This is a genomic window from Geodermatophilus sp. SYSU D01105 (assembly GCF_054050095.1).
In genome coordinates, this window is sequence record NZ_JBJGYR010000017.1 from 36,157 (window position 1) to 62,712 (window position 26,556).

At 75.3% G+C, this 26,556-nt stretch carries 27 protein-coding genes and 1 riboswitch; of the genes, 13 read left to right on the forward strand and 14 right to left on the reverse strand.

Going from position 1 to position 26,556, the window contains the following annotated elements; translation table 11 throughout:
- Positions 1 to 42 precede the first annotated feature (42 nt).
- Positions 43 to 330, reverse strand: a complete 288-nt coding sequence (locus tag ACI79I_RS16665) for an Lrp/AsnC family transcriptional regulator (protein WP_456948124.1) — start codon at positions 328 to 330, stop codon at positions 43 to 45.
- On the reverse strand, positions 327 to 2,213 hold the full coding sequence (locus ACI79I_RS16670) for a DEDD exonuclease domain-containing protein (protein WP_456993440.1): 1,887 nt from the start codon (positions 2,211 to 2,213) through the stop codon (positions 327 to 329). The genes ACI79I_RS16665 and ACI79I_RS16670 overlap by 4 nt, the downstream gene beginning before the upstream one ends.
- Before the next feature lie 273 nt (positions 2,214 to 2,486).
- On the opposite strand from ACI79I_RS16670, the gene ACI79I_RS16675 reads away from it, so the two are divergent.
- The 4 genes from ACI79I_RS16675 to ACI79I_RS16690 all read left to right on the forward strand — a co-directional run bounded on the left by ACI79I_RS16675 (position 2,487) and on the right by ACI79I_RS16690 (position 6,841).
- Entirely contained in the window at positions 2,487 to 2,801 is a 315-nt protein-coding gene (locus ACI79I_RS16675; protein ID WP_456993441.1) for a hypothetical protein, read from the forward strand.
- Positions 2,802 to 2,988: 187 nt separating this feature from the next.
- A riboswitch (cyclic di-AMP (ydaO/yuaA leader) is annotated at positions 2,989 to 3,187 on the forward strand.
- Positions 3,188 to 3,203: 16 nt separating this feature from the next.
- A complete protein-coding gene (locus ACI79I_RS16680; protein WP_456993442.1) occupies positions 3,204 to 4,289 on the forward strand; it encodes a C40 family peptidase in 1,086 nt (361 codons plus the stop codon).
- 156 nt (positions 4,290 to 4,445) lie between these two features.
- The gene (locus ACI79I_RS16685; RefSeq protein ID WP_456993443.1) at positions 4,446 to 5,714 is read left to right on the forward strand and encodes a M48 family metallopeptidase; all 1,269 of its coding nucleotides are present in this window, start codon (positions 4,446 to 4,448) and stop codon (positions 5,712 to 5,714) included.
- Entirely contained in the window at positions 5,711 to 6,841 is a 1,131-nt protein-coding gene (locus tag ACI79I_RS16690; RefSeq protein ID WP_456993444.1) for a glycosyltransferase family 4 protein, read from the forward strand. The genes ACI79I_RS16685 and ACI79I_RS16690 overlap by 4 nt, the downstream gene beginning before the upstream one ends.
- 39 nt (positions 6,842 to 6,880) lie before the next feature.
- On the opposite strand, the gene ACI79I_RS16695 is transcribed toward ACI79I_RS16690, so the two are convergent.
- The gene (locus tag ACI79I_RS16695) at positions 6,881 to 8,674 is read right to left on the reverse strand and encodes an AMP-dependent synthetase/ligase (RefSeq protein WP_456993445.1); all 1,794 of its coding nucleotides are present in this window, start codon (positions 8,672 to 8,674) and stop codon (positions 6,881 to 6,883) included.
- Between the two features lie 153 nt (positions 8,675 to 8,827).
- On the opposite strand from ACI79I_RS16695, the gene ACI79I_RS16700 reads away from it, so the two are divergent.
- The 4 genes from ACI79I_RS16700 to ACI79I_RS16715 are packed head-to-tail and all read left to right on the forward strand — an operon-like array spanning position 8,828 to position 11,815.
- Positions 8,828 to 9,259 carry an SRPBCC family protein gene (locus ACI79I_RS16700; protein WP_456993446.1) on the forward strand — a complete coding sequence of 144 codons (432 nt, stop codon included), beginning with the start codon at positions 8,828 to 8,830 and terminating at the stop codon, positions 9,257 to 9,259.
- A gap of 7 nt (positions 9,260 to 9,266) precedes the next feature.
- Positions 9,267 to 10,427, forward strand: a complete 1,161-nt coding sequence (locus ACI79I_RS16705) for an ArsA family ATPase (RefSeq protein ID WP_456993447.1) — start codon at positions 9,267 to 9,269, stop codon at positions 10,425 to 10,427.
- Positions 10,424 to 10,810 (forward strand): hypothetical protein, encoded by a 387-nt coding sequence (locus ACI79I_RS16710; RefSeq protein WP_456993448.1) that lies wholly within the window; start codon positions 10,424 to 10,426, stop codon positions 10,808 to 10,810. Before ACI79I_RS16705 ends, ACI79I_RS16710 begins: the two co-directional genes overlap by 4 nt.
- Entirely contained in the window at positions 10,811 to 11,815 is a 1,005-nt protein-coding gene (locus ACI79I_RS16715) for an ROK family glucokinase (protein ID WP_456993449.1), read from the forward strand.
- A 19-nt stretch (positions 11,816 to 11,834) separates the two neighbouring features.
- Here the strand turns inward: ACI79I_RS16715 and ACI79I_RS16720 are convergent, their stop codons facing one another.
- The 3 genes from ACI79I_RS16720 to ACI79I_RS16730 all read right to left on the reverse strand — a co-directional run bounded on the left by ACI79I_RS16720 (position 11,835) and on the right by ACI79I_RS16730 (position 14,713).
- Positions 11,835 to 13,073: an ornithine cyclodeaminase, nickel-pincer nucleotide-dependent gene (locus ACI79I_RS16720; RefSeq protein WP_456993450.1), complete on the reverse strand. Its 1,239-nt coding sequence runs from the start codon at positions 13,071 to 13,073 to the stop codon at positions 11,835 to 11,837.
- 153 nt (positions 13,074 to 13,226) lie between these two features.
- Positions 13,227 to 13,904 carry a hypothetical protein gene (locus tag ACI79I_RS16725; RefSeq protein WP_456993451.1) on the reverse strand — a complete coding sequence of 226 codons (678 nt, stop codon included), beginning with the start codon at positions 13,902 to 13,904 and terminating at the stop codon, positions 13,227 to 13,229.
- Positions 13,901 to 14,713 (reverse strand): alpha/beta hydrolase, encoded by an 813-nt coding sequence (locus ACI79I_RS16730; RefSeq protein WP_456993452.1) that lies wholly within the window; start codon positions 14,711 to 14,713, stop codon positions 13,901 to 13,903. Before ACI79I_RS16730 ends, ACI79I_RS16725 begins: the two co-directional genes overlap by 4 nt.
- A 125-nt stretch (positions 14,714 to 14,838) precedes the next feature.
- On the opposite strand from ACI79I_RS16730, the gene ACI79I_RS16735 reads away from it, so the two are divergent.
- A complete protein-coding gene (locus tag ACI79I_RS16735; RefSeq protein ID WP_456993453.1) occupies positions 14,839 to 15,603 on the forward strand; it encodes a lysophospholipid acyltransferase family protein in 765 nt (254 codons plus the stop codon).
- Between the two features lie 13 nt (positions 15,604 to 15,616).
- On the opposite strand, the gene ACI79I_RS16740 is transcribed toward ACI79I_RS16735, so the two are convergent.
- Both ACI79I_RS16740 and glpK read right to left on the reverse strand, forming a co-directional pair.
- Complete coding sequence (locus ACI79I_RS16740; RefSeq protein WP_456948109.1) at positions 15,617 to 15,925, reverse strand: DUF6221 family protein; 309 nt, start codon at positions 15,923 to 15,925, stop codon at positions 15,617 to 15,619.
- Positions 15,922 to 17,397, reverse strand: coding sequence for a glycerol kinase GlpK (gene glpK, locus ACI79I_RS16745; protein ID WP_456993454.1), 1,476 nt, complete (start codon positions 17,395 to 17,397; stop codon positions 15,922 to 15,924). The genes ACI79I_RS16740 and glpK overlap by 4 nt, the downstream gene beginning before the upstream one ends.
- A gap of 75 nt (positions 17,398 to 17,472) precedes the next feature.
- Here glpK and ACI79I_RS16750 point away from each other — a divergent pair, with 75 nt between their 5' ends.
- Complete coding sequence (locus ACI79I_RS16750) at positions 17,473 to 17,958, forward strand: polyadenylate-specific 3'-exoribonuclease AS (protein ID WP_456993455.1); 486 nt, start codon at positions 17,473 to 17,475, stop codon at positions 17,956 to 17,958.
- A 10-nt stretch (positions 17,959 to 17,968) separates the two neighbouring features.
- Here the strand turns inward: ACI79I_RS16750 and ACI79I_RS16755 are convergent, their stop codons facing one another.
- The 3 genes from ACI79I_RS16755 to ACI79I_RS16765 form a co-directional block, all read right to left on the reverse strand.
- On the reverse strand, positions 17,969 to 19,177 hold the full coding sequence (locus ACI79I_RS16755; RefSeq protein WP_456993456.1) for a cytochrome P450 family protein: 1,209 nt from the start codon (positions 19,175 to 19,177) through the stop codon (positions 17,969 to 17,971).
- Positions 19,178 to 19,308: 131 nt separating this feature from the next.
- A complete protein-coding gene (locus tag ACI79I_RS16760) occupies positions 19,309 to 20,169 on the reverse strand; it encodes an MBL fold metallo-hydrolase (protein WP_456993457.1) in 861 nt (286 codons plus the stop codon).
- Positions 20,170 to 20,275: 106 nt separating this feature from the next.
- On the reverse strand, positions 20,276 to 21,163 hold the full coding sequence (locus ACI79I_RS16765; protein WP_456993458.1) for an NmrA family NAD(P)-binding protein: 888 nt from the start codon (positions 21,161 to 21,163) through the stop codon (positions 20,276 to 20,278).
- A gap of 77 nt (positions 21,164 to 21,240) precedes the next feature.
- Between ACI79I_RS16765 and ACI79I_RS16770 the strand changes: the two genes are divergently transcribed.
- From ACI79I_RS16770 to ACI79I_RS16780, 3 genes are read left to right on the forward strand one after another with little or no spacing between them, the layout of a single operon-like run.
- Entirely contained in the window at positions 21,241 to 22,263 is a 1,023-nt protein-coding gene (locus ACI79I_RS16770; RefSeq protein ID WP_456993459.1) for a 6-phosphofructokinase, read from the forward strand.
- A gap of 29 nt (positions 22,264 to 22,292) precedes the next feature.
- A complete protein-coding gene (locus ACI79I_RS16775) occupies positions 22,293 to 23,630 on the forward strand; it encodes a class II 3-deoxy-7-phosphoheptulonate synthase (protein ID WP_456993460.1) in 1,338 nt (445 codons plus the stop codon).
- Positions 23,623 to 24,639: a threonine aldolase family protein gene (locus tag ACI79I_RS16780; RefSeq protein WP_456993461.1), complete on the forward strand. Its 1,017-nt coding sequence runs from the start codon at positions 23,623 to 23,625 to the stop codon at positions 24,637 to 24,639. The genes ACI79I_RS16775 and ACI79I_RS16780 overlap by 8 nt, the downstream gene beginning before the upstream one ends.
- A 94-nt stretch (positions 24,640 to 24,733) precedes the next feature.
- Here the strand turns inward: ACI79I_RS16780 and bfr are convergent, their stop codons facing one another.
- The 3 genes from bfr to ACI79I_RS16795 all read right to left on the reverse strand — a co-directional run bounded on the left by bfr (position 24,734) and on the right by ACI79I_RS16795 (position 26,546).
- Positions 24,734 to 25,228: a bacterioferritin gene (gene bfr / locus ACI79I_RS16785; RefSeq protein ID WP_456993462.1), complete on the reverse strand. Its 495-nt coding sequence runs from the start codon at positions 25,226 to 25,228 to the stop codon at positions 24,734 to 24,736.
- 92 nt (positions 25,229 to 25,320) lie between these two features.
- Positions 25,321 to 25,518, reverse strand: coding sequence for a (2Fe-2S)-binding protein (locus ACI79I_RS16790; RefSeq protein ID WP_456948388.1), 198 nt, complete (start codon positions 25,516 to 25,518; stop codon positions 25,321 to 25,323).
- Between the two features lie 122 nt (positions 25,519 to 25,640).
- Entirely contained in the window at positions 25,641 to 26,546 is a 906-nt protein-coding gene (locus ACI79I_RS16795; RefSeq protein WP_456993463.1) for a deoxyribonuclease IV, read from the reverse strand.
- Positions 26,547 to 26,556: the final 10 nt, after the last annotated feature.

Below are 26,556 nucleotides of genomic sequence, written 5' to 3' on the forward strand. Positions count from 1 at the left end.
CCGGCCGCGAGCGTGCGAGCGGCGGGGGCAGGGGTTCCTCCTTCAGTCGGCGGTGTCGAAGCCGATCGCGAAGGCCGCCTCGAGGTCGTGCCGGGAGTAGGCGCGGAACGCGATGTGGGTGTCGGTCTCGAGCACGCCGGGGACCTTGTTGATCCGGCCGGCCACGACGTCGGCGACCTGCTCGAACTCGCGGACCCTCACCACGGCGATGAGGTCGACGTCCCCCGCGACGGAGTAGACCTCGCTCACGCCGTCGAGGTCGGCGACGGCCTCGGCCACCTCGGGGATGGAGTCGGTGGCCGCGTCGATCATGACGATGGCGGTGATCACGCCGGGGATGCTAGCCGGGGTGTCGACCCGCCGACGGAGCCGCGCGGAGCGGGGGAGACCCGGTCGGGGCGGGCGCGGGTGCTCAGGGAGCGGCTGTCGGCGAAGGGGTCGCGGTCGGCGCGGCCGGCCTCGACGCGGTCGAGGAAGGTGGTGTAGCTCCCGGTGCCGGGGGCGGCGCAGGCGAGGGTCCCGGTCACCTGGACCAGCCGGGTGCCCGGCTTCTCCATCCAGCGCAGCACCAGTTCGGTCTCGTCGACCGAGGCGGCCAGCTCGTCCTCCGGGCCCAGGGGCGTCTCCGCCGTGGCCAGCAGCCCGGCCAGGGTGGCCCGTACGGAGGCGCCGCGGGGCGCGCAGCCCGCGGCCACCAGGCGGCCACGGCGGACGACGGACAGCTGCCAGCCGCCCTCGAACGCCGGCCGGGCGAGGACCATCTCGGGTACGGCGGCCAGGGACGCCAGCCGCTGCCGGCGGCGCACCGCCCGGACGAGGACGGCCACGCGGTCCCGCAGCACCGCCGCGTCCTCGTAGCGCTCCTGGGCGGCCAGCCGGTCGACGCGGGCCAGCAGCGGCGCCAGCAGGGCCTGGGGGTCGGCCGCGACCGCGGCCCGCAGCACCCCGGCGATCGCGGCGTACTCCTCGACCGACTGTGCGCCGGTGCACGGCGCGCCGCAGCGCCCCATCCCGGCCAGGGCGCAGGCGGTGCCGAGCACCTTCACCGACAGCCGGCCGGTGCACTGGCGCAGCGGCAGGGACTCGTGGATGGCGGCGACGGCGGCGTCGGCGGCCCGCCGGTCGGGGAAGGGCCCGAGGAACACCCCGGTGCCGGGCCGCACCCGGCGCACCACCGACAGGCGGGGGAAGGGCTCCTCGGTGAGCCGCACCCACAGCGCCCGCTCGGGGAACCGGGAGCGGCGGTTGTAGCGCGGTTTGTGCTCGGCGATGAGCCGCAGCTCGCGGACGGCGGCCTCGAGGTCGTGCGCGCAGGGGATCGCGTCGACCCGCTGCGCCAGCGCCACCATCTCGGTGATCCGGCTGCGTTGCTCGGCGGCGGTGAAGTAGGTGCGCACCCGGCTGCGGAGGTCGTTCGACGTCCCCACGTAGAGCGGCTCGTCCCGCGGCCCCCGGAACACGTAGACGCCCGGACCGGAGGGGACGCCGTCGGCCAGGTGCCGCTTGCGGAGCCGTTCCGGGTCGACCTGCCGGCTGAGGGTGGAGAGCTCCTCCAGGGTGGTGATCCCCAGGGGGCCCAGCCGCTCGAAGAGGCCGTGCAGCACGTCGACCGTGGCGCGGGCGTCGGCCAGGGCGCGGTGGCACGGCTCGGTCCGGGTGCGGAAGTACGGCGCGAGGGTGGCCAGCTTGCAGTTGGGGACCTCGTCGCGGGTCAGCAGCCGGCGGGCCAGGACGGCGGTGTCGACCGAGGCGGCCGCCGGCCACGGGATGGCGTTCTCCGCGCACGCCGCCTTGAGGAAGCCCAGGTCGAAGGGGGCGTTGTGGGCGACGAGGACCGCGCCCCGGGCGAACTCCAGGAAGCTGGGCAGGACCGCGCCGATCCGGGGTGCGGCCGCGACCATCGTCGTCGTGATGCCGGTCAGCACGCTGATGTAGGGCGGGATCTCGCAGCCGGGGTCCACCAGGGTCTGGAACTCGCCGAGGACCTGCCCACCGCGGACCTTGACCGCTCCGATCTCGGTGATCGCGCTGTCCTTGGGGGAACCCCCGGTGGTCTCCAGGTCGACGACGACGAAGGTGACCTCCGCCAGTGGGGTGCCCAGCTCGTCGATGGTGGCCTGCTCGTAGCGGGGGAGCGTGCCCGCGGCTCGCGCGGCCGTCCCGGCGAGGTGGGCGGGGGAGAGCGGCACCTGCCGGGGAAGGGAGGAGGGCACGGGCGGACGGTAGGTCGGCCCAGTGACAGTCCCGGGGACGCGCGCCGGAGGGCGGCCGGTGCCGGCGGGTCCGCAGCGGCTCGGGTGGCGGGCGCCACGGCGCGGGGCCTCCCGAGGGCGTTCCGGCCGCGTCCGGGGCCGTGCGCGCCGGGACCCGTCCCGCCGGGGCGCGCTCGCGCCGAACTGTCGGTGCCGGTCCCTAGCGTGCGAGCCGGACCGACCGGGGCCATGGAGGGCCTCCGCGACCGGGGTCGGCCAGCTGAGGAGTGGGCCATGTTGATCGACTGCGACACCTGCACCGTGCGCGGCACCGGCTGCGCCGACTGCGTCGTCACCGTGCTGCTGGGGGCGCCGCCGGGCTGGCGGGGCGAGGACCCGACCGTGGTGCCGATGACCGGCCGGCGCGAGGCCGGCGTGGCCGAGGACGCCGTCGTCCCGGGCCCGGGCGTGGTCGTGGAGTTCGACGAGGTCGAGCGCCGTGCCGTCCGGGCGCTCGCCGAGGGCGGCCTGGTGCCGCCGCTGCGGCACCAGGGTCAGCCGGGTGCGCGGGACGGCGGGGCCGCACGAGGCCGGCGGCGCACGGGGTGACCCGGTCCCCTGCGGGGCCGGGGCGCCCCGGCCGACGCGCCGCGGGTGACGCCGACCGGCGGTGTGTCGCTCCGCCGCCCTGTGGATGTCACCACAGTCCCCGCAGGCCCCATTTGTCACAACTTCATCACGCCCGTACGGTGAGCCGGTCCGACCGGGTGGTCGTCACCCGCAGAGAGGTGGCCTCGGCCGGGCACCGCCGAATCGCCCGACGTGCCCGTGCGGCACGGAGGGGGAACCGGGGACCCACCGCAGCACTGGGGTGAGTTCTCGCGTGCGCCGGTCCGCCGGGGCACACGCGCCGGCTCGCCGGGGCGCAGAGATAGGGCACGTCTTCCCAGCCCGAACCCGTCAGCTAACTCGGTAGGCGGTCGCTGAGGAAGAAACGGAGAGCCGCCGACCGTGGCGACCCCCCGCCCTGCCCTGGGGCATGCGCTCGACCAGATCGACTCCGACCTCCCGCTGGCGTTCCGCCGCCCGACCCTGCCCCGCCGCCTCGGCCGGGGGATCGTCGTGGGCGCCGTCGCGACGCTCTCCCTGACGCTGCTGCCGGGGACCGCTGCCGCGGACCCGGAGCAGGCCACCAGCGCGGCGCAGGCCGCGCAGCTCGTCGCGCGGGCCGGTCACGACCTCGAGGTCGTCACCGAGCAGGCCAACGAGGCCCGCGAGACCCTCGCCCAGCAACAGGCCGCCGCGGAGGCCGCGCACCAGGCCGCCGCCGCGGCCCGGCAGCAGCTCGACGCCCTCGACGGCCAGATCCGTCAGGTCGCCCGCACCGCCTTCACCGCTGGTGACGGGATGCCCGAGCTGGACCTGCTGATGACCAGCGACTCGCCCGAGGACTTCGTGTCCCAGCTGGCCATGCTCGAGGCGATCGCCGGCCACACCAACGAGGTGCTCGCCGAGGTCGCCCGGAGCGCGGGTGCCGCCGAGCAGGCCCAGCAGGACGCCGACGCCGCCGCGGCCCAGGCGCAGGCCACCCTCGACGACGTCACCGCGCGGCAGGAGCAGCTCGAGGCCGACATCGCCGACTACCAGGCGCAGTACGCCGCGCTGTCGGCCCCGCAGCAGCAGGAGGTCGTCACGGCGCACGCCGGCCAGGCCGTGGCCGCCGCCGCGCCGGCCCCCGCCAGCAGCGGTGCGGCCCAGGCCGCCGTCGACACCGCGCTCGCCCAGGTCGGGGACCCCTACGTCTGGGGTGCCGGCGGGCCGAACTCCTTCGACTGCTCCGGCCTGACCCAGTACGCGTACGCCGCGGCAGGGATCAGCCTCCCGCACTCCAGCCGCATCCAGTCGACGATGGGCGCCGCGGTCTCCCGCGCCGAGCTTCAGCCGGGCGACCTGATCTTCTACTACAGCCCGGTCAGCCACGTGGCGATGTACATCGGCAACGGCCAGATGGTCCACGCCTCGACGTCGGGCCAGCCGGTCAAGGTGGTCAGCGTCGACTCGATGGGCGGCATCACCGCCATGCGCCGCATCGCCTGATCGGGCGCCACCCCGTCACCGCTCGCGGCGGGGGCGCGCCGGGCCGGTGACCTCCACGGGGGGTCACCGGCCCGACCTCTGTCCCGTGCGTCCTGAGCCGGAGGAGGACGGGGTCCTTCTCGGGGTCCTTCTGGGGGCCCTTCTAGGATCGGGCGGGTGAGCGCCCGCCGGGCCGCGTTGCTGGTCGCGGTGGTCCTGGGGACGGCGCTCGTCCTCGTCATCGCCGTCCGCACGCCGTGGACGCTGCTGCCCGACCCGCCCGGGGGCCGCACGCCGGTCCGCCCCGGGGCCGGCCTGCCGCCGGGGATCGCCGAGCGGGCGGACTCATTCGCGGCGGCACTGCGGCCGGCGTCCCTGGTGTCGCTGGGGCTGGGCCTGGCGACCTCCGCGGTCCTCGCGCTCACCCCGCTGGGTCGCCGGCTGGTGCGGGCGGTCGCGCGGCCGCTCGGCGGCGGCTGGGCCTGGCAGGTGCTGCTGGGCACGGCCGCGCTCGTGCTGCTCGGGCGGCTGGTCACCCTCGCGCCGGCGGCCTACGGCGAGACGGTCCGGCACCGGTACGGGCTGTCCACGCGGAGCTGGGGGCTGTGGGCGCGGGACGTCGCGCTCTCCGCCGCGATCGACGCCGCGGTCACCGCGGTGGTCCTGCTCGCGCTGGTGTGGCTGGCCCGCCGCGCGCCGCGCACCTGGTGGGCCTGGGCGGCGGGAGTGGCGGCCGGGTTCGTCGTCGTCGGGTCCTTCCTCTACCCGGTCCTCATCGAGCCGGCGTTCAACCGGTTCGACCCGCTGCCGGCCGGGCAGCTGCGCACCGACCTGCTGGAGCTCGCCGAGGAGAACGGCACCCCGGTCGAGGACGTCCTGGTCGCGGACGCCTCCCGCCGGACCACGGCGCTCAACGCCTACGTCTCCGGCTTCGGGTCGACCCGGCGGATCGTCGTGTACGACACGGTCCTCGGCCGGCTCCCCGACGCCGAGATCGAGTCGATCGTGGCCCACGAGCTCGGCCACGTGAGCACCGACGACGTCCTCACCGGCACGCTCATGGGTGCGCTCGGCGCGGCCGCCTCGGTGGCGGCGCTGGGCTGGCTGCTGTCGTGGACCCCGCTGCTCCGCCGCGCGGGGATCGACGGCGCCGGCGACCCGCGGGTGGTCCCGCTGGCCCTGCTGCTCGTGGCCCTCGGCACGCTCGTGTCCACGCCGGTGCAGAACCTGGTCAGCCGGCACATCGAGGCGCGCGCGGACCTGCACGCGCTCGACCTGACCGGCGACGCCGAGGCGTTCGTCGCCATGCAGAACCGGTTGGCCGCGGCCAACCTCTCCGACCCCGACCCGCCCGCTGCCTGGCAGTGGTTCTTCGGCTCGCACCCCACCGGGCCCCAGCGGGTCGCGTTCGCCGAGGACTGGCAGCGGCTCCAGGAGGCCGGGTGAGGACGCTCGTCGTCACCAACGACTTCCCGCCGCGGCAGGGCGGCATCCAGACCTTCGTCGCGGCGCTGCTGGCCCGCCGGCCCCCGGACTCCCTCGTCGTGCTGGCCTCCCGGTCGCCGGGCTGGGAGGAGTACGACGCGACGCTGCCCTACCCGGTGGTCCGCCGGCCGACCGGCATGCTGCTGCCGACGCCGGCCACCGCCCGGGCCGCCGTCGACCTGGCCCGGCGGTACGGCTGCGACACGGCGTTCTTCGGCGCCGCGGCGCCGCTCGGGCTGCTCGCCCCCGCGCTGCGGGCCGCCGGCGTCCGGCACCTGGTCGGGGCCACGCACGGCCACGAGACCGGCTGGGTGGCCCTGCCCGGCGCGCGGCAGCTGATGCGGCGGATCGCCGGCGACCTCGACGTGCTCACCTACATCAGCGAGTACACGCACGACCGGCTGGCCCCGGCGCTGGGGCGGGTGACCCCCATGGCCCAGCTCTCGCCCGGGGTGGACGTCGACCGGTTCACCCCCGGGGCCGACGGAGCCGCGGTCCGGGAGCGGTACGCGCTGGGGGAGGCGCCGGTGGTCGTCTGCGTGTCCCGGCTGGTCGCCCGCAAGGGGCAGGACGTCCTGGTCGCCGGCTGGCCGCGGGTCCTGGAGCGGCACCCCGACGCCCGGCTGCTCCTGGTCGGCGGCGGCCCCCTCGAGGCGTCGCTGCGCCGCGCCGTCGCCGGGCGGGGCCTGGCGGGGTCCGTCGTCCTCACCGGGGCGGTGCCGCCGGACCGGCTGCCCGAGCACTACGCCGCCGGCGACGTGTTCGCCATGCCCTGCCGGACCCGTCGCCGCGGCCTGGACGTCGAGGGGCTGGGCATGGTCTACCTCGAGGCGGCCGCCTGCGGCCGGCCGGTCGTGGCCGGCACGTCCGGGGGCGCGCCGGAGACCGTGCGCGAGGGCGTGACCGGTCACGTGGTCGCCGACCCGCGCTCACCCGAGGCCGTGGCGACCACGATCACCGGCCTGCTCGACGACCCCGCCCGCGCCCGCCGGATGGGCGCGGCCGGCCGCGCGTGGGTGGAGGAGCGGTGGTCGTGGTCGACGATCGCCGAGACCTTCGCCGGCCTCCTGGACCCCGGACGGCCCTGAGCCCCGCCCCGCGCGCGGCGGGACGGGGCTCAGGGCGACTCACCTGCTGTAGAGCGCCTCGACCTCGCTGTCGAACTCCTTCATGACCGCGGCCCGCTTCAGCTTGAGGCTGGGGGTCAGCAGCCCGTTGCCCTCGGTGAAGTCGGTGGCGAGCACCCGGAACTTCTTGATCGACTCCGCCTTGGACACCGCCTTGTTGGCCTCGGTGACGGCGGCCTCGATCTCGGCGAGGACGTCGGGGTCCTCGGTCAGCGCCGCCACCGGGGTGCCGGCCGGCTTCCCCTTGGACTCCAGCCAGGCGGGCAGGGCCTCCTCGTCGAGGGTGACCAGCGCGCCGATGAAGGGCCGCTGGTCACCGACGACGATGCACTGGCTGATCAGCCTGTGGGCGCGCAGCCGGTCCTCGAGCACCGCCGGGGCGACGTTCTTGCCGCCCGCGGTCACCAGGATCTCCTTCTTGCGCCCGGTGATCCGGATGAAGCCGTCCCCGTCGATGTCGCCGAGGTCGCCGGTGTGGAACCAGCCGTCGGCGTCGACCACCTCGGCGGTGGCCTGCTCGTTCTGCCAGTAGCCGCGCATCACGATGCCGCCGCGGATGAGGATCTCGCCGTCGTCGGCGATCGCGGCGTCGACGCCGGGCAGCGGGCGCCCGACGGTGCCGATGCGGAACGCGGCGTCGTGGTTGACCGCGGCGGCCGCGGTGGTCTCGGTGAGCCCGTAGCCCTCGTAGACGGTGACGCCGATGCCGCGGAAGAAGTGGCCCAGCCGCTCGCCCAGCGGGGCGCCCCCGGAGACGGCGCCCTGGCAGTTGCCGCCGAGCGCGGCGCGCAGCTTGCCGTAGACGAGCCGGTCGAACAGGGCGTGCTGGGCGCGCAGGACCAGCCCCGGGCCGCCGGCGTCCTGCGCCCGCGACCAGTCGATGGCGACCTGGGCGGCGCGGTCGAAGATCTTCCCCTTGCCGTCGCCCTCCGCCTTGGCCTTGGCCTGGTTGTAGACCTTCTCGAACACCCGCGGGACGGCGAGGACGAAGGTCGGCTTGAAGGCGCCGAGGTCCTCGACGAGGTGGGACACGTCGGGGGTGTGGCCGATGACCGTGCGGGTCTTGACCGCCCCGACCTCCAGCACGCGGGCGAGCACGTGCGCCAGCGGGATGAACAGCAGCAGCGAGCCCTGCGCGTTGAGGAACCTGTCCAGCAGCGACATGCCGTTGCCGATCTCGAACAGGAAGTTCGCGTGGGTCAGCTCGCAGCCCTTGGGCCGGCCGGTCGTGCCGCTGGTGTAGATGATCGTGGCGGTGCTGGACGAGCTCAGCGTCGCGCGCCGGGCGGCGAGCTCGGCGTCGGGGACGCCGGCGCCGGCGGCGGTCAGGGTGCCGAGGGCGTCGTCGTCGATGACCCACACCGGCCCGAGCCCGGACGCCTGGTCGCGGACGGACTCGACGGCCGCGGCGTGCTCCGGACGCTCCACGACCGCGGCCCGCGCGCCGGAGTCGGCGAGGATCCAGGCGACCTGGTCGGGGCTGGAGGTCTCGTAGATCGGGACGACGACGGCGCCGGCGGCCCAGATGGCGAAGTCGAGGACGGTCCACTCGTACCGCGTCTTGGCCTGCAGCGCGACGCGGTCGCCGGCGCCCACCCCGGAGGCGACCAGGCCCTTGGCCACGCCGGCGACCTGGGCGGCGAACTCGCTCCACGTGACGTCCTGCCACCGGCCCTCGCGGCGGACCCGGAGCCCGACCTCTCCGCCGTGCTGGGCCACGTTGGTGGCGAGCAGGTCGGGCAGGGCCTCGTCGGGGCCCACCTCGGTCGTCGCCGGGACGCTGAACTCGCGCACGCCTGGTCCTCTCCTCGCGCCCGGCCACGGCACCGTCGCCTGCGGTCCGGGTCGCGGACGTGCCCCGAATCTAACCGCTGGCACCTACCCATGAGTAGCAGGCGCCCGTGCCACGAACGGGCGACACCACGGGGACCGGTTAGCCTGCTGCGCATGGCCGACCAGTCCACCCAGTCGATCACCGTCGACGCCCCGGCGTCGGACGTCATGGCGGTCATCGCCGACTTCCCGGCCTATCCGCAGTGGGTGGCGGCGGCCAAGCAGGTCGAGGTGGTCGAGGCCGGCCCCGACGGCCGCGCCCGGCAGGTGCACTTCGTGCTCGACGCCGGCATGGTCAAGGACGACTACGTCCTCGAGTACGACTGGGACGACGACCGCCGGGTGTCCTGGCACCTGGTCACCGGCCAGATGCAGAAGCGCCAGGAGGGCTCCTACACGCTCGACGAGCGCGGGGGCCGCACCGAGGTCACCTACCGGATCACCATCGACACCCACCTGCCGCTGCTCGGCATGTTCAAGCGCAAGGCGGAGAAGGTCATCCTCGACACGGCTCTCAAGGAGCTCAAGAAGCGCGTCGAGGGCTGACCGGGCCGTGCGGACGCTGCTCCTCACCGGGCCCGGTGGGGCCGGTACCTCGACCCTCGCCGCGGCGGCCGCCGTGCGGTCGGCCCGCTCGGGCCGGCGCACCCTGCTGCTGACCCGGTCCGGCACCCGGCCGGTGGCCCCGGACGCCGTCCCGGGCCTCGCCGTCGACGAGGTGGAGCCGCTCGGCGCACTGGAGGTCCTCTGGTCGGCGGTCGCCGAGCAGGTGGGCGACGCCGTCCCCGGGGTGACGCTGCCCCCGCCCAGCTCGGTGGTGCCCCTGCCCGGCTCGGGGGAGCTCGCGCTGCTGGCCCGGCTGGGGCGGGCCGTCCGCGGTGCCGAGGCCGACACGGTCGTCGTCGACGCGGGGCCCCTGCCCTCGGGTGCGGCGCTCGTGGCGCTGCCCGACGTGCTGGGCTGGTGGCTGGACCAGGCCCTGCCCGCGCGGCTGCGGGTGCTCGGCGCCGTCCGCACCGCCGCGGTCCGGTCCGGCGCGGTCCGGCGCGGCCCGGTGGACGCCGCCCTCGACGCCGTGCCCGTGCTCGAGGAGCTGGTCGGCCGGCTGGCGCTCACCGACCCCGCCACCACCGAGGTCCGCCTGGTGGCTCCGCCGCGGCCCGCTGCGCTGCCCGTGCTGCGGTCGGCGGTGACCGCGCTGGCACTGCACGGTCAGCGACCCACGGCCGTCCTCGCCCGCGTGCTGCCCGACGGTGGCGCGGGGGAGTGGTGGGGCCGGCGCGGCGCCGAGCAGGACGCCGTCCTCGCCGCACTGGCCGAGCTGGCCCCGGTGCGGCGGGTCCAGGAGGCGGCGGAGGCGCCGCAGGGCCCTCCGGCGCTGGCCGCGCTGCTCGCCGAGGACGACGACCCGGGGCCGGCCGAGCCGGTGACCCCGGTGACCGAGCGGGTGGACGGCGGACGGCGGCTGGTGCTGCCACTGCCCTTCGCCGAGCGCGAGGGCCTGGAACTGACCCGCTGGGGGGACGACCTGGTCGTGACCGTGGCCGGAGCGCGCCGGTCGATCCGGCTCGACGCCCTGCTGCGCCGCTGCCTGGTCACCGCCGGCACCCTCGCCGACGCCGGCACCGCGCGGGCACGGCTCGAGGTCACCTTCACACCCGATCCGCAGCAGTGGCCGGCCTCGCTGCTGGCCGCCGAGGGGAGCACGACATGACCGACGCACCCGACTGGGCCGAGCAGGCCCGCCGGCTGGTGGCCGGGCTGGGGCAGACCCTCGGCCAGACGCTGCGCGAGGGCGCCCGCGGGGCGGGTGACGACGGCCACCCGGCCGACTGCCGGTGGTGCCCGGTCTGCCAGGTGGCGGCCGTGGTGCGCGGTGAGCGGCCGGAGGTCACCGCCGCGCTGGCCGACGTCCTCGGTGCCGCGGCGGCCGCGCTGCGGTCCTTCAGCGAGACCGCCCCGGCCGGCGAGCAGACCCCGCCGGCCGGCGCCGCGGCGGAGCAGGCCGGCGCCGCGGCGGAGGCGACCGACGTCGCGGCGCAGCCGGCGCCGGCCGCCGGGACGACCCCGACGGTCCAGCGCGTCGAGATCGCCTGAGTGGCCGGGAGCCAGACCCCCCGGGACCCGGCGGCCGCCGGGCTGCCGGCACTGGGCATCGACATCGGCGGCACCAAGGTCGCCGGTGGCGTCGTGGCGCCCGACGGGACGGTCCTCTCCACGGCGCGCCGGGCCACCCCGGGGGCGTCGGTCACCGAGACCGAGGACGCCATCGCCGCGGTGGTCGAGGAGCTCGCGCTCTGGCACGGCGGACCGCTGGTCGGCGTCGGCGTGGGCGCGGCCGGGTGGTTCGACCGCACCGGGGACACCGTGCTGTTCAGCCCGCACCTGGCCTGGCGGAACTCGACCCTGCGCAAGGACCTCGCCGGGCGGCTGCAGCGGCCGCTGTGGGTGGGCAACGACGCCGACGCCGCCGCCTGGGCCGAGTACCGTTACGGCGCGGCCGCCGGCGCCGACCTCGCCCTGATGATCACCCTGGGCACCGGCATCGGCGGCGGGATCGTCATGGACGGCCGGCTGCAGCGCGGCTCGCACGGGGTGGCGGGGGAGTGGGGCCACATGCGGGTGGTCCCCGACGGCCGGCTGTGCGCCTGCGGCAACCGCGGCTGCTGGGAGCAGTACGCCAGCGGCACCGCGCTCGGGCAGACCGCGCGCGAGGTGGCCCGCAGCTCCCCGGCCGCCGCGGCGCGGCTGCTGGACCGGGTGGACGGCGACGCCGACCGGCTCACCGGCGAGGACGTCGCGCGCGCCGCCGCGGAGGGGGACCCGCTGGCGCTCGAGCTGCTCGCCGAGGTCGGCTCCTGGCTGGGGCAGGGCATCGCCGACCTGGCCGCCGTCCTCGACCCCGAGGTCGTGGTCATCGGCGGCGGGGTGAGCGTGCTCGGGGAGATGGTCCTGGGCCCGGCGCGCGAGCGGCTCGAGCGGGCGCTGCCCGGCCGCGGGTTCCGGCCCGGCCCGCGGGTGGTGGCCGCCCAGCTCGGCGCGCAGGCCGGCCTGGTCGGCGCTGCGGACCTCGTGCGCCGCGCCGTCTGCGAGGGCGAGTAGGACCTGGCCGCGAGGGCGCTCACACCCCGGTGAGCTCGCGGGCCAGCTGCTCGAGGAACAGGCCGATGTCGGTGACGATGCCCATCGCCTGGGCGCTGCCGCGGTCGGCCAGCTTGGTCACCGTCGCGGGGTTGATGTCCACGCACACCAGGGGCACCGACGCCGGGAGGATGTTCCCGGTCGCGATGGCGTGCAGCATCGTCGCCACCATGATCGCGAAGCCGACGTCGGGCAGCTGCGCGCGCATCGCCCGCTGACCCTCGATGACGTCGGTGTACACGTCGGGCAGCGGGCCGTCGTCCCGCACGGAGCCGACCAGCACGAACGGCTTGCCCGCGCGGACCATCGCGTGCATGACCCCACCGGTCAGGACACCGGACCCCACGGCTGCCGCGATGGAGCCCGCCCGCCGGATGGTGTTGATGGCCCGGATGTGGTGTTCGTGCCCGTGCGGCACGCCGGACCCCTTGGCCAGGTCCACGCCCAGCGAGGTGCCGTACAGCGCCGACTCGATGTCGTGGGTGGCCAGCGCGTTGCCGGCGAACAGGACGTCGACGTAGCCGGCGTCCACCAGGCGCACCATCGCCGGGGCCGCCCCGGTGTGGACGACGGCCGGGCCGCCGACCCAGAGCACCTTCTGCCCGGCCGCCTTCACCTCGCGCATCCGGTCGGCGATCTGGCGGACCAGGACCACCTGCGGCTTCTCGCTGGAGGCGATCGAGGACATGAACCCGAACGCCTCCTCCTCGCCGCGGGCCACTGCCGGCGGCATCTCCACCCGGACGCCGTGCGCACCGCAGACCACGAGCTCCCCGGCCCGCACGTCGCTCACCGGGACGGTGCGCACGACCGGCCGGTCACCGCCCCGGTCGACCACCAGCCCGCAGTCCATCTCGGCGCGGTCCACGGGCAGCCACTCCCGGTCCAGCCGGACGAAGGTGTCCAGGTTGGTCGTCGAGTAGAAGTCCTCGGGGAAGACGCCGTCTGCCGGCGCCGGGCGCAGGGTCGCCGTCCCCGGGTCGACGGTGTTGGCCCCGTGGGTCTGCAGCCGCATGACGATGCGCTCGAGCAGGTCGGGGTCGGGGGCCTTGACCTCCACGGTGGCGCGGGACTCGTCCTCGTGCTGCCGGCCGAGGTCGAGGGCCTCGATGCGGTAGTCGCCGCCGTACTCGAGGACGTCGTCGAGGACCCGGGCCAGGATGCCGGTGTCCATCAGGTGACCGGTCAGGCTGACGGTGGTGGAGTGGGGTGCGTCCACCTGCCGAGGCTATGGCACCCGTCGTCCTCCGGACGACACCGCGGCCAGGTGCCGCCCCCCGTCGCGTGGAGCCCACCCGCCGCACCGCGCCGGGGAGCCTCCGGCCCCCGCACCGCGGCACGGCCCCCGCACCGCGGCTCCCCTCGCGCCCCTCTAGACGACGGCGCCGTCGTCGCCGTCGTCGATGGAGCGGTCCCGCATCCGGGACACCAGCACGCCGACCCCGCCCACGACGGCGGCCACGCCCAGCACCAGGCCGACGTCCGAGGACAGCCCCAGCACGCGGGGCGCCACGATCAGCACCGCACCCGCCGCGATCAGCAGCACCGCGTACAGCGAGGCGGGCGCCGGGGCCGGCACCGGCGGGGGCGGCGGGGGCTCGTAGTGCTCCTCGGGGCGGTCCAGCACATCCGGCTCGGCGGGTGCCGGCGGCGGGGCCGGCGAGGGCTCCTCGTCCACCACCGTCCGGCCGTGCTCGGCCTCGAACGCAGCGACGATCCGGGCCCACTCGGCGTCCTCGTCGATGTCGCGCCGGGGCGCCCGCGCCGCGCGGGTCCGCTCCTGGACGTGCTCGTCGACGTGCTGCTCGACCAGGGAGCGGCCCTCCGCCGACCGCGCTCGATCCACGAAGATCCGGTCGGTGGGCGGGCTGGGCAGCGAGACCGTGCGCGTGTAGGGCTCGACGTCGGCCGAGGGCTCCAGGTAGGCGGCGATGCCCGCGTCCCGGAGCACGTCGAGCAGGTGCTCACCCACCCGCGGGTCGACGTCGCGCACCGGGGTCCAGAGCGCGGCGTCCAGGCCGTTGTCGCGCCGCCCCCGCCGGCCGGTCACGCGCCGGCCTCCAGCGCGGGCGTGCGCTCCCGGATCCAGTCCACGGACGCGGCGAAGACCCGCGGCGCGTCGTTGTCGAGGGTGGCGACGTGGTAGCTGTCCTCCAGGAGCACCTCGGTCGTGTCGGTGCTGGCCACGCCGGCGAGCAGCACGCGCACCGACGCGGGCTCCACCACGTGGTCGGTGACGCTGCGGAACACCAGCAGGGGCGCGGTGACCTGTCCGAGGTCGGCGCGGGTCGCCGTCCACAGCCGCCGCAGGCCGAGGACGGCGCGGGTGGGCAGCTTCGCGTACGCCCGCTCGTCGACCCCCGGCTTCTTGATGTCGTTGGCGATCGCCTTCCAGCTCGGCGTGAGCCGGGCCAGGACCGGCAGCAGCTTGGCGTCGAGGCGCTCGGTCAGCAGTGAGGGGTTGACCAGCACGAGGCCCGCCACCTCGCGCGCTCGCAGCTCGGCCAGCCGGATGGCGAGGGTCCCGCCCATGGACAGCCCCGCGACGACCACCCGGTCGCACTCGGCGGCCAGCGCGTCGAACGCCGTGGTGACGGCGTCCACCCAGTCCTGCTCGGTGGTGAGGTTGCAGTCCTGCCAGCGGGTGCCGTGGCCCGGCAGCAGCGGTGCCCGGACGGCGAAGCCCTCGGCGGCGAGGTGCTCGCCCCACGGCCGCATGCTGAACGGCGAGCCGGTGAAGCCGTGGACCAGCAGCACGCCCGTCCCCGCCCCCGCCGGTCCGCCGGGGAACGCGAACGGCTCGGCGCCGGGACGCACGGCGGGAGGTGCCTCGGCAGCGGGCACCGCGTCGTCAGGCACGGGGGTCCTCCTCGGCGTCGGCGGGAGTGCCGACCTGGCAGCGCGGGCGGGGTGCCACGGCGACGTGGGCCTGCGATTGTCCATCCGCCGCCGGGCTCCTTAGTCTGGCAGCCCCAGAGGGAGGCGTGTTGTTCTACTGGTTCCTCAAGTTCGTGGCGATCGGCCCGGTCGTGAAGCTGGTCTTCCGGCCGCAGGTCGAGGGTGTCGAGCACGTCCCGCGCACGGGCGCCGCGATCCTCGCGAGCAACCACCTGTCGGCGGCCGACTGGGTGTTCATGCCCCTGTCGCTGCGCCGTCGGGTCACCTTCCTCGCCAAGAACGAGTACTTCACCGGCACCGGGGTGAAGGGTTTCCTGCAGCGCGCCTTCTTCACCGGGGCCGGCCAGGTGCCGATCGACCGCACCAACGCCTCGGCCGCGGAGAACGCGATCCGCACCGGCCTGCGCATCCTGCGCGAGGGCAAGCTGCTCGGGATCTACCCGGAGGGCACCCGCTCGCCCGACGGGCGGCTCTTCCGCGGCAAGACCGGCGTGGCCCGGATGGCGCTGGAGACGGGGGCGCCGGTCGTGCCCGTGGCGATGGTCTACCGGCCGCGCGCCCTGCCCCTGGTGGGGCGCCGGCTGCCGAAGGTGTGCGTGCGCTTCGGGCAGCCGCTGGACTTCTCCCGCTACGAGGGGCTGGCCGGTGACCGGTTCGTGGAGCGGTCGATCACCGACGAGATCATGTACGAGATCATGACCATGTCGGGGCAGGAGTACGTCGACGTCTACGGCGCCATGGTCAAGAAGTCGATGGACGCCACCGGCGCCAGCGCCTCCGAGGTGGTCCGGCGGATGGAGCCGCCCGCCGACGAGGCCGGCGACCGCGCCCCGGAGTCCCTGGCCGGCTAGGCACCGTCCCCCGTCAGGGGCGCCACTCGTCGCGGTAGTGCGGGTGGTCGGCGTAGGTCTGGCCGATCAGCCGCAGCGCGTGGTCCATGGTGTCGCCGCGGCCGCCCCGTCTCTCCAGGTCCCGGAAGTACTCGACGAGCTGACGCTTGGCGGCGGCGTCGCGCAGCACGTGGGCGACCAGCGCGCGGTTGGTCGGCGCGGGGCTCGCCTGCACGAAGCGGGCGGCCTCCTCGTCCTCGTCGAACCGGGCGAGCAGGAACTCGACGAGGTCGCTGTCCCGCAGGGGCAGGTCGGCGGGGCGCTCACCCCGATCGGCGCTCACGCGGTCCAGCCGCCGGCCCGGGCCACCGCCGCGCGCCAGCGCTCGTGCCGGCCGTCGTCCCGCCGACCGGGCTCGGGCTCGAAGCGGCGGTCCAGCGACCAGGTGTCGGCCAGCTCGCCGGTGGTGCTCCAGACGCCGGTGCCGAGGCCGGCCAGGAACGCCGCGCCCAGCGCGGTGGTCTCGGTGACCACCGGGCGGCGGACCGGCACGCCGAGCTGGTCGGCCTGCAGCTGCATCAGCAGGTCGTTGGCGCTGGCGCCCCCGTCGGCCGACAGCTCGGGGACCGCCAGCCCCGCCTCGGACGCCATGACGTCGACGACGTCGCGCACCTGGAAGGCGATCGCCTCCAGCGTGGCCCGGGCCAGGTGCGCCCGGGAGGTGCCCCGGGTGATGCCGAGGACGGCGCCGCGGGCGTGCGGGTCCCAGTACGGGGCGCCCAGCCCGGTGAGGGCGGGCACGAAGACGACGTCGCCGGAGTCGGGCACCGTGCGGGCCAGGCCCTCGATCTCGGCCGCGGAGTCGATCAGGCCCAGCCCGTCGCGCAACCACTGCACCGCGGCGCCCGTGACGAACACCGCCCCCTCCAGGGCGTAGACCAGCCCGTCCCCGAGGTCCCAGGCCACGGTCGTCAGCAGCCCGGCGTTCGAGCGGACCGGCGCCGGTCCGGTGTTCTGCAGCACGAACGAGCCGGTGCCGTAGGTGCACTTGCTCATGCCGGGGGAGTAGCAGGCCTGCCCGAACAGCGCCGCCTGCTGGTCCCCGGCGATGCCGGCGACCGGCAGCTCCAGGCCGAGGAACACGTCGGGGTCGGTGGTCCCGACGACGCCGGAGCTGGGCACGACCTCCGGCAGCGCGGCCCGCGGGACGTCGAACAGGGCGCACAGCTCGTCGGACCAGGTGCCGCGCTCGAGGTCGTAGAGCAGCGTGCGCGAGGCGTTGCTCGGGTCGGTGACGTGCACCGCCCCGCCGGTCAGCCGGTGCACCACGAACGAGTCGACGGTGCCCAGCACGAGGCCGCCGTCCCGGACGCCGCTCCACAGCGCCGGCTCCTCGGCGGCCAGCCAGCAGTACTTGGTGGCGGTGAAGTACGGGTCCAGCCGCAGGCCGGTGAGCTCGGCGACCCGCGGCTCGTGCCCGGCCTCGCGCAGCCGGTCGCAGATCCCGCTGGTCCGCCGGTCCTGCCAGACGATGGCCGGCCGCGGCGAGCGGCCGGTGCGCCGGTCCCACACCACCGCGGTCTCGCGCTGGTCGGTGAGGCCCACGCAGGTCGGCTGCTGGTCGGTGCCGGCCAGCGCCTGGCGGCAGGCGGCCAGCGTCGCCGTCCAGATGTCCTCGGGCTCGTGCTCCACCCAGCCCGGGCGGGGGAAGAGCTGGGCGAACTCCCGGTAGCCGCGGGAGAGGACGTCGCCCTCCTCGCCCACGACCAGCGCGGTCACCCCTGTCGTCCCCGCGTCGATCGCCAGCACCGGCATGAGGGCAACCTAACCGAGGGTCCCCCCGGGGCAGCAGCACGGCGGCCTGCACGAGGGCCGCCTACGGTGATCGGCGTGCGGCGGTTCTTCTACGACACCGAGTTCATCGAGGACGGGTCCACCATCGACCTGGTGTCCATCGGCGTCGTCGACGAGGCCGGGCGCGAGTTCTACGCGGTGAGCACCGAGTTCGACCCCGGCAAGGCGATCCCGTGGGTGCGGCGCCACGTGCTCGACCAGCTGCCCCCGCCGGCCGACCGGGCCTGGCGCAGCCGGCAGCGGATCCGCGACGACCTGCTGGCCTTCCTGACCGGCCCGGGGGATGAGGTCGAGCTGTGGGCCTGGTACGCCGCCTACGACCACGTCGCGCTGTGCCAGCTGTGGGGGGCGATGCCGGCGCTGCCGCGGCCGATCCCGCGCTTCACCCGGGAGCTGCGGCAGCGCTGGGACGACCTGGGGCAGCCGCCGCTGCCGCCCAAGCCGACCGGCACCCACGACGCGCTGGTCGACGCCCGCTACAACCTCGCCCGCTGGCGGGCGATGGAGGGCGCCCGCCGCTGAGGCCGCCGGCTCAGGCGGCCCGCGCGGGCGTGGGCGTGAACGTCACCGGCAACGCCCGGACGCCACGGAGCACGCCGCTGGCCGACCACCGCAGCTCGTCCTCGGGCACGGCCAGGGTCAGGTCGGGCAGCCGCTCGAGCAGCGCGGTGAAGGCGATCTGCCCCTCGAGGCGGGCCAGCGGCGCGCCCAGGCAGTAGTGGACGCCGTGGCCGAACGCCAGGTGCCCGGGCCCGGCCGCGTCGACGTCGAACCGGTCGGGGGAGGGGAAGCGGTCGGGGTCCCGGTCGGCCGCGGCGACGGCGAGCAGCACCATCTCGCCGCGGGGGATCCGCACCCCGCCGATCTCGACGTCCTCCAGCGTGTAGCGGGTGAGCCCGGGGTTGACCGGGCCGTCGTAACGGAGGACCTCCTCCACCGCCTGCGGCACGAGGGCCGGGTCGGCGCGGAGCCGGTCGAGCTGGTCGGGCGAGCGCAGCAGCGCCAGCGTGCCGTTGCCGATGAGGTTCACCGTGGTCACGTAGCCCGCGATGAGCAGCAGGAAGGTCATCGAGAGCAGCTCCTGCCGGTCGAGCCGCTCACCCTCGTCGGTCGCCTGCACCAGGTCGGTGAGCAGGTCGTCGGCGGGCCGGGCGCGCTTGGCGTCGACGAGGTCGGCGAGGTAGCCGTACATCTGCTCGCGGGCGGCGGTCACCAGGGCCATGTCGGTGTTCGGGTCGAACGGCCGCTCCAGCATCTCGTCGGTCCAGCCGCGGAAGCGCTCCCGGTCGGCCTCGGGGACGCCGAGCAGCTCGCCGATGACGGTGATGGGCAGGGGCAGGGCGAAGGCGCCGATCAGCTCCGCGGAGCCCCGCGGGGTGATGCGGTCCAGCAGCGCGTCGGTGATCTGCTGGACCCGCGGCCGCAGCCCCTCCACCCGGCGCGCGGTGAACGCCTTGGACACCAGCCGCCGCAGCCGGGTGTGCTCGGGCGGGTCCGTGCCGATCATGCTGCGGCTCAGGAAGTCGCCGTCGAGGAGCTCGGTGAGGGCCGTGGCGTGGTGCGGGTCGTTGCTCAACCGGGGGTCCGACAGCGCCGCCAGGACGTCGTCGTAGCGGGCGACCACCCACACGGGCAGGCCCAGGCGCTCGTCGACGCGCCGCACGGGACCGCTCTCCCGCAGGGCGGCCAGCGCGGGGAAGGGGTCGGCCAGGTCGGTCAGCGGGCTCGTGGGCACGGTCATCGCCGTCGTCCTCCGGTCGTGCGGCCCCCGTGCAACGGCACGAGCGTCGCACCGCGGGACGGCGGGCAGAAGGGCGCAAGGCCACCCCGCGAGGCCACCCTCCGCGCCCGCGACGCCTCGCCGGTCGGCCGTCAGCCCGGGCGGGCGGGGCTCGGCTGCGGTGCGGACTCGGTGCGCGGTACCGGCACCCCGGCCCGCTGCATCTCGGTCAGCGCGTCGATCATCCGGGTGAACTCCTCGGCGTCGGGCGGGATGAACCGCTCGGCGGCCGGCACCCGCTCCAGCACCGCGAGGAACTCCTCGAGCTCGGTGCCGTCCGCGGCGGGCAGGTGGGCCGAGAAGATCCGCGTGGGCCGCAGCTGACGGACCCGGTCGAGCACCTCCCCGAACACGGCGGGCTGGGTGAGGTGCACCCACGGCGAGTCCGACGTCGCCCAGCCGAGCATGCCGCCGGCCAGCGCCTCGGGCGGCACGTCGGAGGCGGCCCGGGCCGGCTCGGGGATGATCGCCCCGAACGCGTCGACGCTGAACAGCGCCCCGGTGGAGCGGTCCAGGACGCCGACCGACAGCGGGTTGTCGAACAGCGGCGGGGCGACGGCGGTCAACGTGCGGTCACCCACGTGGACGTCGTCCCCGAAGCGGACGGCGTGCACCCGGTGCATCGGCACGGGCCACCAGGTCGCCATCCGGAGGGCGGAGAAGCCGTGGGTGACCAGCGTCGCGTGGGGTGCCAGTTCCATGAGCCGCGCGATGCTGCCGGTGTGGTCGGCGTCGTCGTGGGTGAGCCAGATCCAGCGCAGCTGCTCCGGGGCCACGATGGAGCTCACCGCGTCGACGAAGTCGTCGGCGTCGACGCCCAGACCGGTGTCGACGAGGACCGGCTCCTCGGCCATGAGCAGGTAGGAGTTGACCGGCAGGACGCCCAGCCCCGGCAGCGCCAGGTTCGCGGGGAGCACGTGGACGTCGGCCGAGCCCTGGTAGGGCTGGTCCATCACAGACCTCCGGCGGTGGCAGGACGCGCGGCCGGTGGCAGGGACGCGCGGCGCCGACGCTAGGCCGCCCTCCGGAGCGCCGACAGGGCCCTTGTCCCCCGGCCGCTCAGGCGCCCAGGTGTGCCCAGTCCTCCGGGTGGGCGCGCAGGTGCTCGGCCACCGTCCGTGCCGGGGAGCCGGTGAGCTCCTCGACGACGTCGGTCACCGGGGCCATCTCCCCGGCCGCGATCGCCAGGTAGCTGGTCACCCAGCCCTCGATCTCCCAGTCCGGGTGGCCGGAGGGGCGCCGGGTCGCCCACGCCTCGTCGACCGTCTGCCGGCGGTACTCCGCGGGCAGGCCGGTGACCTCGATGAGGACGGCGACGGCCTCGTCCAGCGACAGCGCCGCCGGCCCGGTGACGTCGAGGGCGCAGCCGTCGAGCGCTCCCGAGTCGTCGAGCAGCACCGCGGCACCGACGTCGGCCAGGTCGTCGCGGGACACGAAGCTCGCGCGGCCCTCGCCCGCGGGCGCGGCGACCACCGCCCGGCCGTCCTCGCGGGTGGCGAAGAACGGCACGAAGTCGGCGTACATCGAGTGCCGGAGGAACGTCGCGCGCAGGCCGGTGGCGGCGATGGCGTCCTCGGTGGTGGCGTGCTGCCGGGCCAGCGTGAAGACCGCGTCCGGCGCGGCTCCGAGGAAGGAGGTGTAGACGATCCGCTGCACCCCGGCGGCCGCGGCGGCGCCGACGGCGGTCAGGTGCTGGTGCACGCGGTCCTCGGCCTCCGCGGCCGACACCAGGTAGAGGGTGTGCACGCCTCGCAGGGCCGCGGTGAGGCCGGGCCCGTCGGCGTAGCCGCCGGGCGCGGCGACGGCCTGCGCCCCGGGAAGCCGCGGCGCACGGGCGGGGTCGCGGACGACGAGCCGCAGCGAGACGTCGCGCCGCCCGGCCAGGCGGGCGGCGACCCGGCCGCCGAGGGTGCCGGTGGCGCCGGTGACCGCGATCAGCCGACTCATGTCTGCTCAGGCCCTCGGTGCGGCATCATGGCCGGCACCAACCGCTGAGCAGCGAGAACCCTTCCCGGAGGACGCACATGCGCATCGGCATCCTGACCGGCGGCGGTGACTGCCCGGGGCTCAACGCGGTCATCCGGGCCGTCGTCCGCAAGGGCGTCCAGCACGGGGACGAGGTCGTCGGGTTCCGGGACGGCTGGCGGGGCGTGCTCGATGCCGACACCGTGCCGATGGACCTGCGGGCGGTCCGTGGCATCCTGCCCCGCGGCGGGACCGTGCTGGGCACCTCGCGCACCAACCCCTACGCGCTGGAGGGCGGCGCGGACCGGGTGATGGCCAACCTGGAGCGCCTGGGCATCGACGCGCTCGTCCCCATCGGCGGGGAGGACACCCTCGGCGTGGCCGCCAAGCTGTCCGAGGCCGGTCTCACGATCGTCGGTGTCCCCAAGACCATCGACAACGACCTCGACGCCACGGACTACACCTTCGGCTTCGACACCGCACTGGGCGTGGCCACCGAGGCGATCGACCGGCTGCACACGACCGGCGACAGCCACCACCGCACGCTCGTCGTCGAGGTCATGGGCCGGCACGCCGGCTGGATCGCGCTGCACTCGGGCATGGCCGGCGGCGCGACCGTCGTCCTCATCCCCGAGCAGCCCTTCGACGTCGAGGCCGTGGTCGCCCACTGCCAGCACCGGTTCGAGTCCGGGTACTCGCCGATCGTCGTCGTGTCCGAGGGGGCGAAGGCCCAGGGCGGCGACCTGGTGGTGGCCACCGGGCAGACGGACGCGTTCGGCCACGTCCGGCTGGGCGGCATCGGCACGGCGCTGGCGTCGCTGATCGAGCAGCGCACCGGGCGGGAGGCCCGCTGCGTGGTGCTCGGCCACATCCAGCGCGGGGGGACGCCGTCCCCGTTCGACCGGGTGCTGGCCACCCGTTTCGGGCTGGCGGCCGTCGACGCCGTGCACGACGGCGCGTCCGGGGTCATGGTGGCGCTGCGCGGCACCGACATCGTGCGGGTGCCGCTGGCCGAGGCGACCGCCCAGCTCAAGCTGGTGCCGGTGGACCGGTACCGCGAGGTGGAGGTCTTCTTCGGCTGAGGGGGAGCACCGCCGTACCCTGTGAAAGCGTGACCCTCCCCGACCCCGCGGAACTGGTCCCCGGTCTGGACCGGTGGCGAGAGCTGCCCGCCGCCCAGCAGCCCGAGTGGCCCGACCGCGCCGCGCTGGACAGCGTCCTCTCCACCCTCTCGTCGGTCCCCCCGATCGTCGCGCCCAGCGAGGTCGACGAGCTGCGCGGGCGGCTGGCCGAGGTGGCCCAGGGCCGGGCGTTCCTGCTGCAGGGCGGCGACTGCGCGGAGACCTTCGACCTCAACACCGACGCGCACCTGCAGAGCACCACGCGCACGCTGCTGCAGATGGCCGTCGTCCTCACCTACGGCGCCAGCGTGCCGGTGGTCAAGGTGGGCCGGGTCGCCGGGCAGTACGCCAAGCCGCGGTCGTCGAACACCGACGCGCTCGGCCTGCCCTCCTACCGGGGCGACATGGTCAACTCCCTCGAGCCGGTGCTCGAGAAGCGCATCCCCGACCCGAACCGGCTGGTGCGCGCGTACGCCAACGCCGCGGCCGCGATGAACATGATCCGCGCCTACGCCCGCGGTGGGCTGGCCGACCTGCACGCGGTGCACGACTGGAACAAGGACTTCGTGGCCAACTCCCCGGCAGGGGTGCGCTACGAGGTGATCGCCCGCGAGATCGACCGGGCGCTGGCGTTCATGAAGGCCTGCGGGGTCGACGACACCGCCCTGCGCGGCGTGGAGCTCTACAACAGCCACGAGGCGCTGATCCTCGACTACGAGCGGGCGCTGCTGCGGGTGGACGACGGCCGGGCCTACGCCGCGTCGGCACACTTCGTCTGGATCGGCGAGCGCACCCGCCAGCTCGACGGCGCGCACGTGGAGTTCTTCTCCCGCATCGCCAACCCGATCGGGGTCAAGATCGGCCCCGGCACGACCCCCGAGCAGGCCACCGAGCTCGTCGAGCGGCTCGACCCGGACGGCGTCCCGGGCCGGCTGACGCTGATCAGCCGGATGGGCAACGGGAAGATCCGCGACGTCCTCCCGCCCATCGTGGAGAAGGTCACCGCCAGCGGCCACCAGGTCGTGTGGCAGTGCGACCCGATGCACGGCAACACCCACGAGTCCTCCACCGGGTACAAGACCCGGCACTTCGACCGGATCGTCGACGAGGTCCTCGGGTTCTTCGACGTGCACCGGGCGCTGGGCACCTGGCCGGGCGGCATCCACGTCGAGCTGACCGGTGAGGACGTCACCGAGTGCCTCGGCGGCGCGATGGAGATCAGCGACGAGGACCTCAACAGCCGGTACGAGACGGCCTGCGACCCGCGGCTGAACACCGGCCAGTCCCTGGAGCTGGCGTTCCTGGTCGCCGAGATGCTCCGTGGCTGAAGCGGCGTCCGGGCTCGTCGACCTGCGGTCGGACACCGTCACCCGGCCGACCGCCGCGATGCGCCGGGCGATGGCCGAGGCCGAGGTCGGGGACGACGTCTACGAGGAGGACCCCTCGGTCCGCGCCCTCGAGGAGCGCACGGCGGAGCTGTTCGGCCACGAGGCCGCGCTCTTCGTGCCGTCGGGGACCATGGGCAACCAGATCGGCATGCGCCTGGTCTGCGAGCCGGGCCAGGAGGTGCTCTGCGACGCCGACGCGCACGTGGTCACCTACGAGATGGGCGCCGCGGCGGCGGTCTTCGGGATCTCCACGCGCACGGTGGTGTCCGACGGCGGCCGGCTGGACGCCGGGCAGCTGATCGAGCAGGTGCGGCCCGGGGACAACTGGCACCTGACGGCCACCGCCGCCATCGCCGTCGAGAACACCCACAACCGCGGCGGCGGGCTGGTGCAGCCGCTCGACCAGCTGCAGCAGCTCTGGGAGTGGTCGCGGGAGGCCGGGGTCGCCGTCCACCTCGACGGCGCGCGGATCTGGAACGCACACGTCGCCTCGGGCGTGGACCTCGCCACCTACGGCCAGTTGGCCGACACGGCGTCGGTCTGCTTCTCCAAGGGCCTCGGGACGCCGGTCGGGTCGGTGCTCGTGGCCTCGGCGGAGCGGATCGCCACCGCGCGGCTGTGGCGCAAGCGGCTCGGGGGCGGCATGCGCCAGGTCGGCGTGCTGGCCGCCGCCTGCACCCACGCCCTCGACCACCACCTGAGCCGCCTGGCCGAGGACCACGAGCACGCCCGCCTGCTGGCCAAGCGGCTCGGCGTCGACCCGGCGACGGTCGAGACCAACATGGTCGTGCTCGACGACGTGGCCGCGCCGGTGGTCGCCGAGGCGGCGAAGGCACGGGGGGTGCTCGTCTCCCAGGTCAGCCCCCGCCGGATCCGGCTGGTCACCCACCTCGACGTCGACCGGGCCGGCATCGACCGCGCCGCGGACGTCCTCGCCGGCCTGGTGTGACACCGTCGGCCTCCGAGCCGACACCGCGCACCCGGCGAGCAGACGCCACGGGCCCGCACCCCCTCGAGGGTGCGGGCCCGTCGCGCGGGTGGGGCTACTCGGCGTGGTCGCCGGGCGTCGGGTGCTCGATCTGGCCGGCCAGGTACAGCTGCTCGCCGAGGGTGTCGAGCAGGTGCAGCTGGGTCTCGAGGTAGTCGATGTGGTGCTCCTCGTCCTTGAGGATCGACTCGAACAGGTTCTTGCTCACCCGGTCGCCGACCGACTCGCAGTAGGGGATCGCCTCGCGCAGCCGGGCCAGGACCTCGACCTCGATCGCCATGTCCGACTCGAACTGCTCGCGGATGTTCTGCCCGATCCGCAGCGGCAGCAGCTTCTGGTAGTTCGGCAGTCCCTCGAGGAAGAGGATGCGGTCGGTGAGCCGCTCCGCGTGGGTCATCTCCTCGATGGACTCGTCGCGAGTGTGCTTGGCCAGCTTGTTGTAGCCCCAGTTCGCCTGCATCTTGGCGTGCAGGAAGTACTGGTTGATGGCGGTCAGCTCGCTGGTCAGCTGCTCGTTCAGGTACTCGATGACCCGTGCGTCGCCGTGCATGGCACTCCTCCTCGGCTCGGTTGCGGCCGAGGCTAGCGGGGGCCGGGAGGGTCCATCCGACTCAGGTCGACCTTGCCATGGGCAGCCTGGCCTCAGGCGGCGGGCTCGCGGAGCTCCAGGCCGTGCAGGGGGTCCGCGGCGCGCAGCCGGTCGCAGATGCGGTCCAGGCAGCTGCCGCACCCGGTGCCTGCCGCGCAGGCGTCGCCGACCTCCTCCTCCGTGCGGGCGCCGTCGGCGATGGCGTCGGCGAGCTGGGCCTCGCTCACGGCGAAGCAGATGCAGACGTACACGCGCGGCACTCCCGGGGGCAGGGGAAGGAAAGGCACCCCTAAGTTAGCCGAGCCTCACCTGTGTGCCAACCGCCACCGGACGGATTCGTACCGGGACATCCGTCGCATCGCCGCCACCGGGCTCAGGCGGCGGGGGCCCGGTCCTCGGCGGTGCCGTCGCGCAGCGAGCACAGCAGCGCGATGTCGGCCGCGTGCCCGGCCCACGCGACGCCGTCCTTCTCGCTGGGGGTCTCGACGACGACCGGGACGCCGGTCATCGACGGGTGGGCCAGGAGCTCGGCGAACGGGCCGGTGCCGTACGCGCCGCCGCCGATGGTGCCCGCGCCGATGGTGGTGTGCCGGTCCCGCTTGGACCCGCACTCGTCGAGGGAGTCGTTGGCGTGCACCAGGCCCAGCCGGCCCCGCCCCACGGTGGCCTCCAGCGCGTCGAGCGTCGCGGTCATCCCGCCGGGCACGGAGAGGTCGTGGCCGGCCGCCCACGCGTGGCAGGTGTCGAAGCAGACGCCGACCAGCGGGTGGTGCTCCAGCGCCGCCAGGTACGGGCCGAGGTCCTCGACGGTCGCGGCGAGGGACTTCCCGCCGCCTGCGGTCGGCTCGACCAGGAGCCGCGGGCCGTCGGCCGGGGCGGCCTCGAGGACGGGGAGCAGCCGCTCGTGCAGCTGGCGCAGCGCGTCCTCGTAGCGGTCCTCGCCCACGGCCGAGCCGGCGTGCACCACCACGCCGCGGCAGCCGAGCTGGGCGCCCCGGGCCAGGTTGTGCGCGATGCTGGCGATCGACTGCTCGACGGTCGCCTCGGTGGGGGAGCCGACGTTGACCAGGAACGGCGTGTGGATGAAGGCGGGCACCCCGCGCTCGGCGCAGCCCTCGACGAACAGCGCGTCCTGCCGCGGGTCGCCCGCGGTCAGCTTCCAGCCGCGCGGGTTGCCGACGAAGACCTGCACGGCCCGCGCGGCGACGGCGTCGGTGTAGGCCAGGCCGCCCCTGGCCAGCCCGCCCTTGATCTGGATGTGCGCGCCGATCGGCGGCACACCCGCAGGA

What these genes read in the sequence shown, in the direction of transcription:
- ACI79I_RS16675 (WP_456993441.1), top strand. Translation starts at nt 2,487, where the DNA reads ATGTTGATCGACTGCGACACCTGCACCGTGCGCGGCACCGGCTGCGCC.
- ACI79I_RS16700 (WP_456993446.1), top strand. Translation starts at nt 8,828, where the DNA reads ATGGCCGACCAGTCCACCCAGTCGATCACCGTCGACGCCCCGGCGTCG.
- ACI79I_RS16710 (WP_456993448.1), top strand. Translation starts at nt 10,424, where the DNA reads ATGACCGACGCACCCGACTGGGCCGAGCAGGCCCGCCGGCTGGTGGCC.
- glpK (WP_456993454.1), bottom strand. Translation starts at nt 17,397, where the DNA reads ATGCCGGTGCTGGCGATCGACGCGGGGACGACAGGGGTGACCGCGCTG.
- ACI79I_RS16755 (WP_456993456.1), bottom strand. Translation starts at nt 19,177, where the DNA reads ATGACCGTGCCCACGAGCCCGCTGACCGACCTGGCCGACCCCTTCCCC.
- ACI79I_RS16760 (WP_456993457.1), bottom strand. Translation starts at nt 20,169, where the DNA reads ATGGACCAGCCCTACCAGGGCTCGGCCGACGTCCACGTGCTCCCCGCG.
- ACI79I_RS16765 (WP_456993458.1), bottom strand. Translation starts at nt 21,163, where the DNA reads ATGAGTCGGCTGATCGCGGTCACCGGCGCCACCGGCACCCTCGGCGGC.
- ACI79I_RS16770 (WP_456993459.1), top strand. Translation starts at nt 21,241, where the DNA reads ATGCGCATCGGCATCCTGACCGGCGGCGGTGACTGCCCGGGGCTCAAC.
- bfr (WP_456993462.1), bottom strand. Translation starts at nt 25,228, where the DNA reads ATGCACGGCGACGCACGGGTCATCGAGTACCTGAACGAGCAGCTGACC.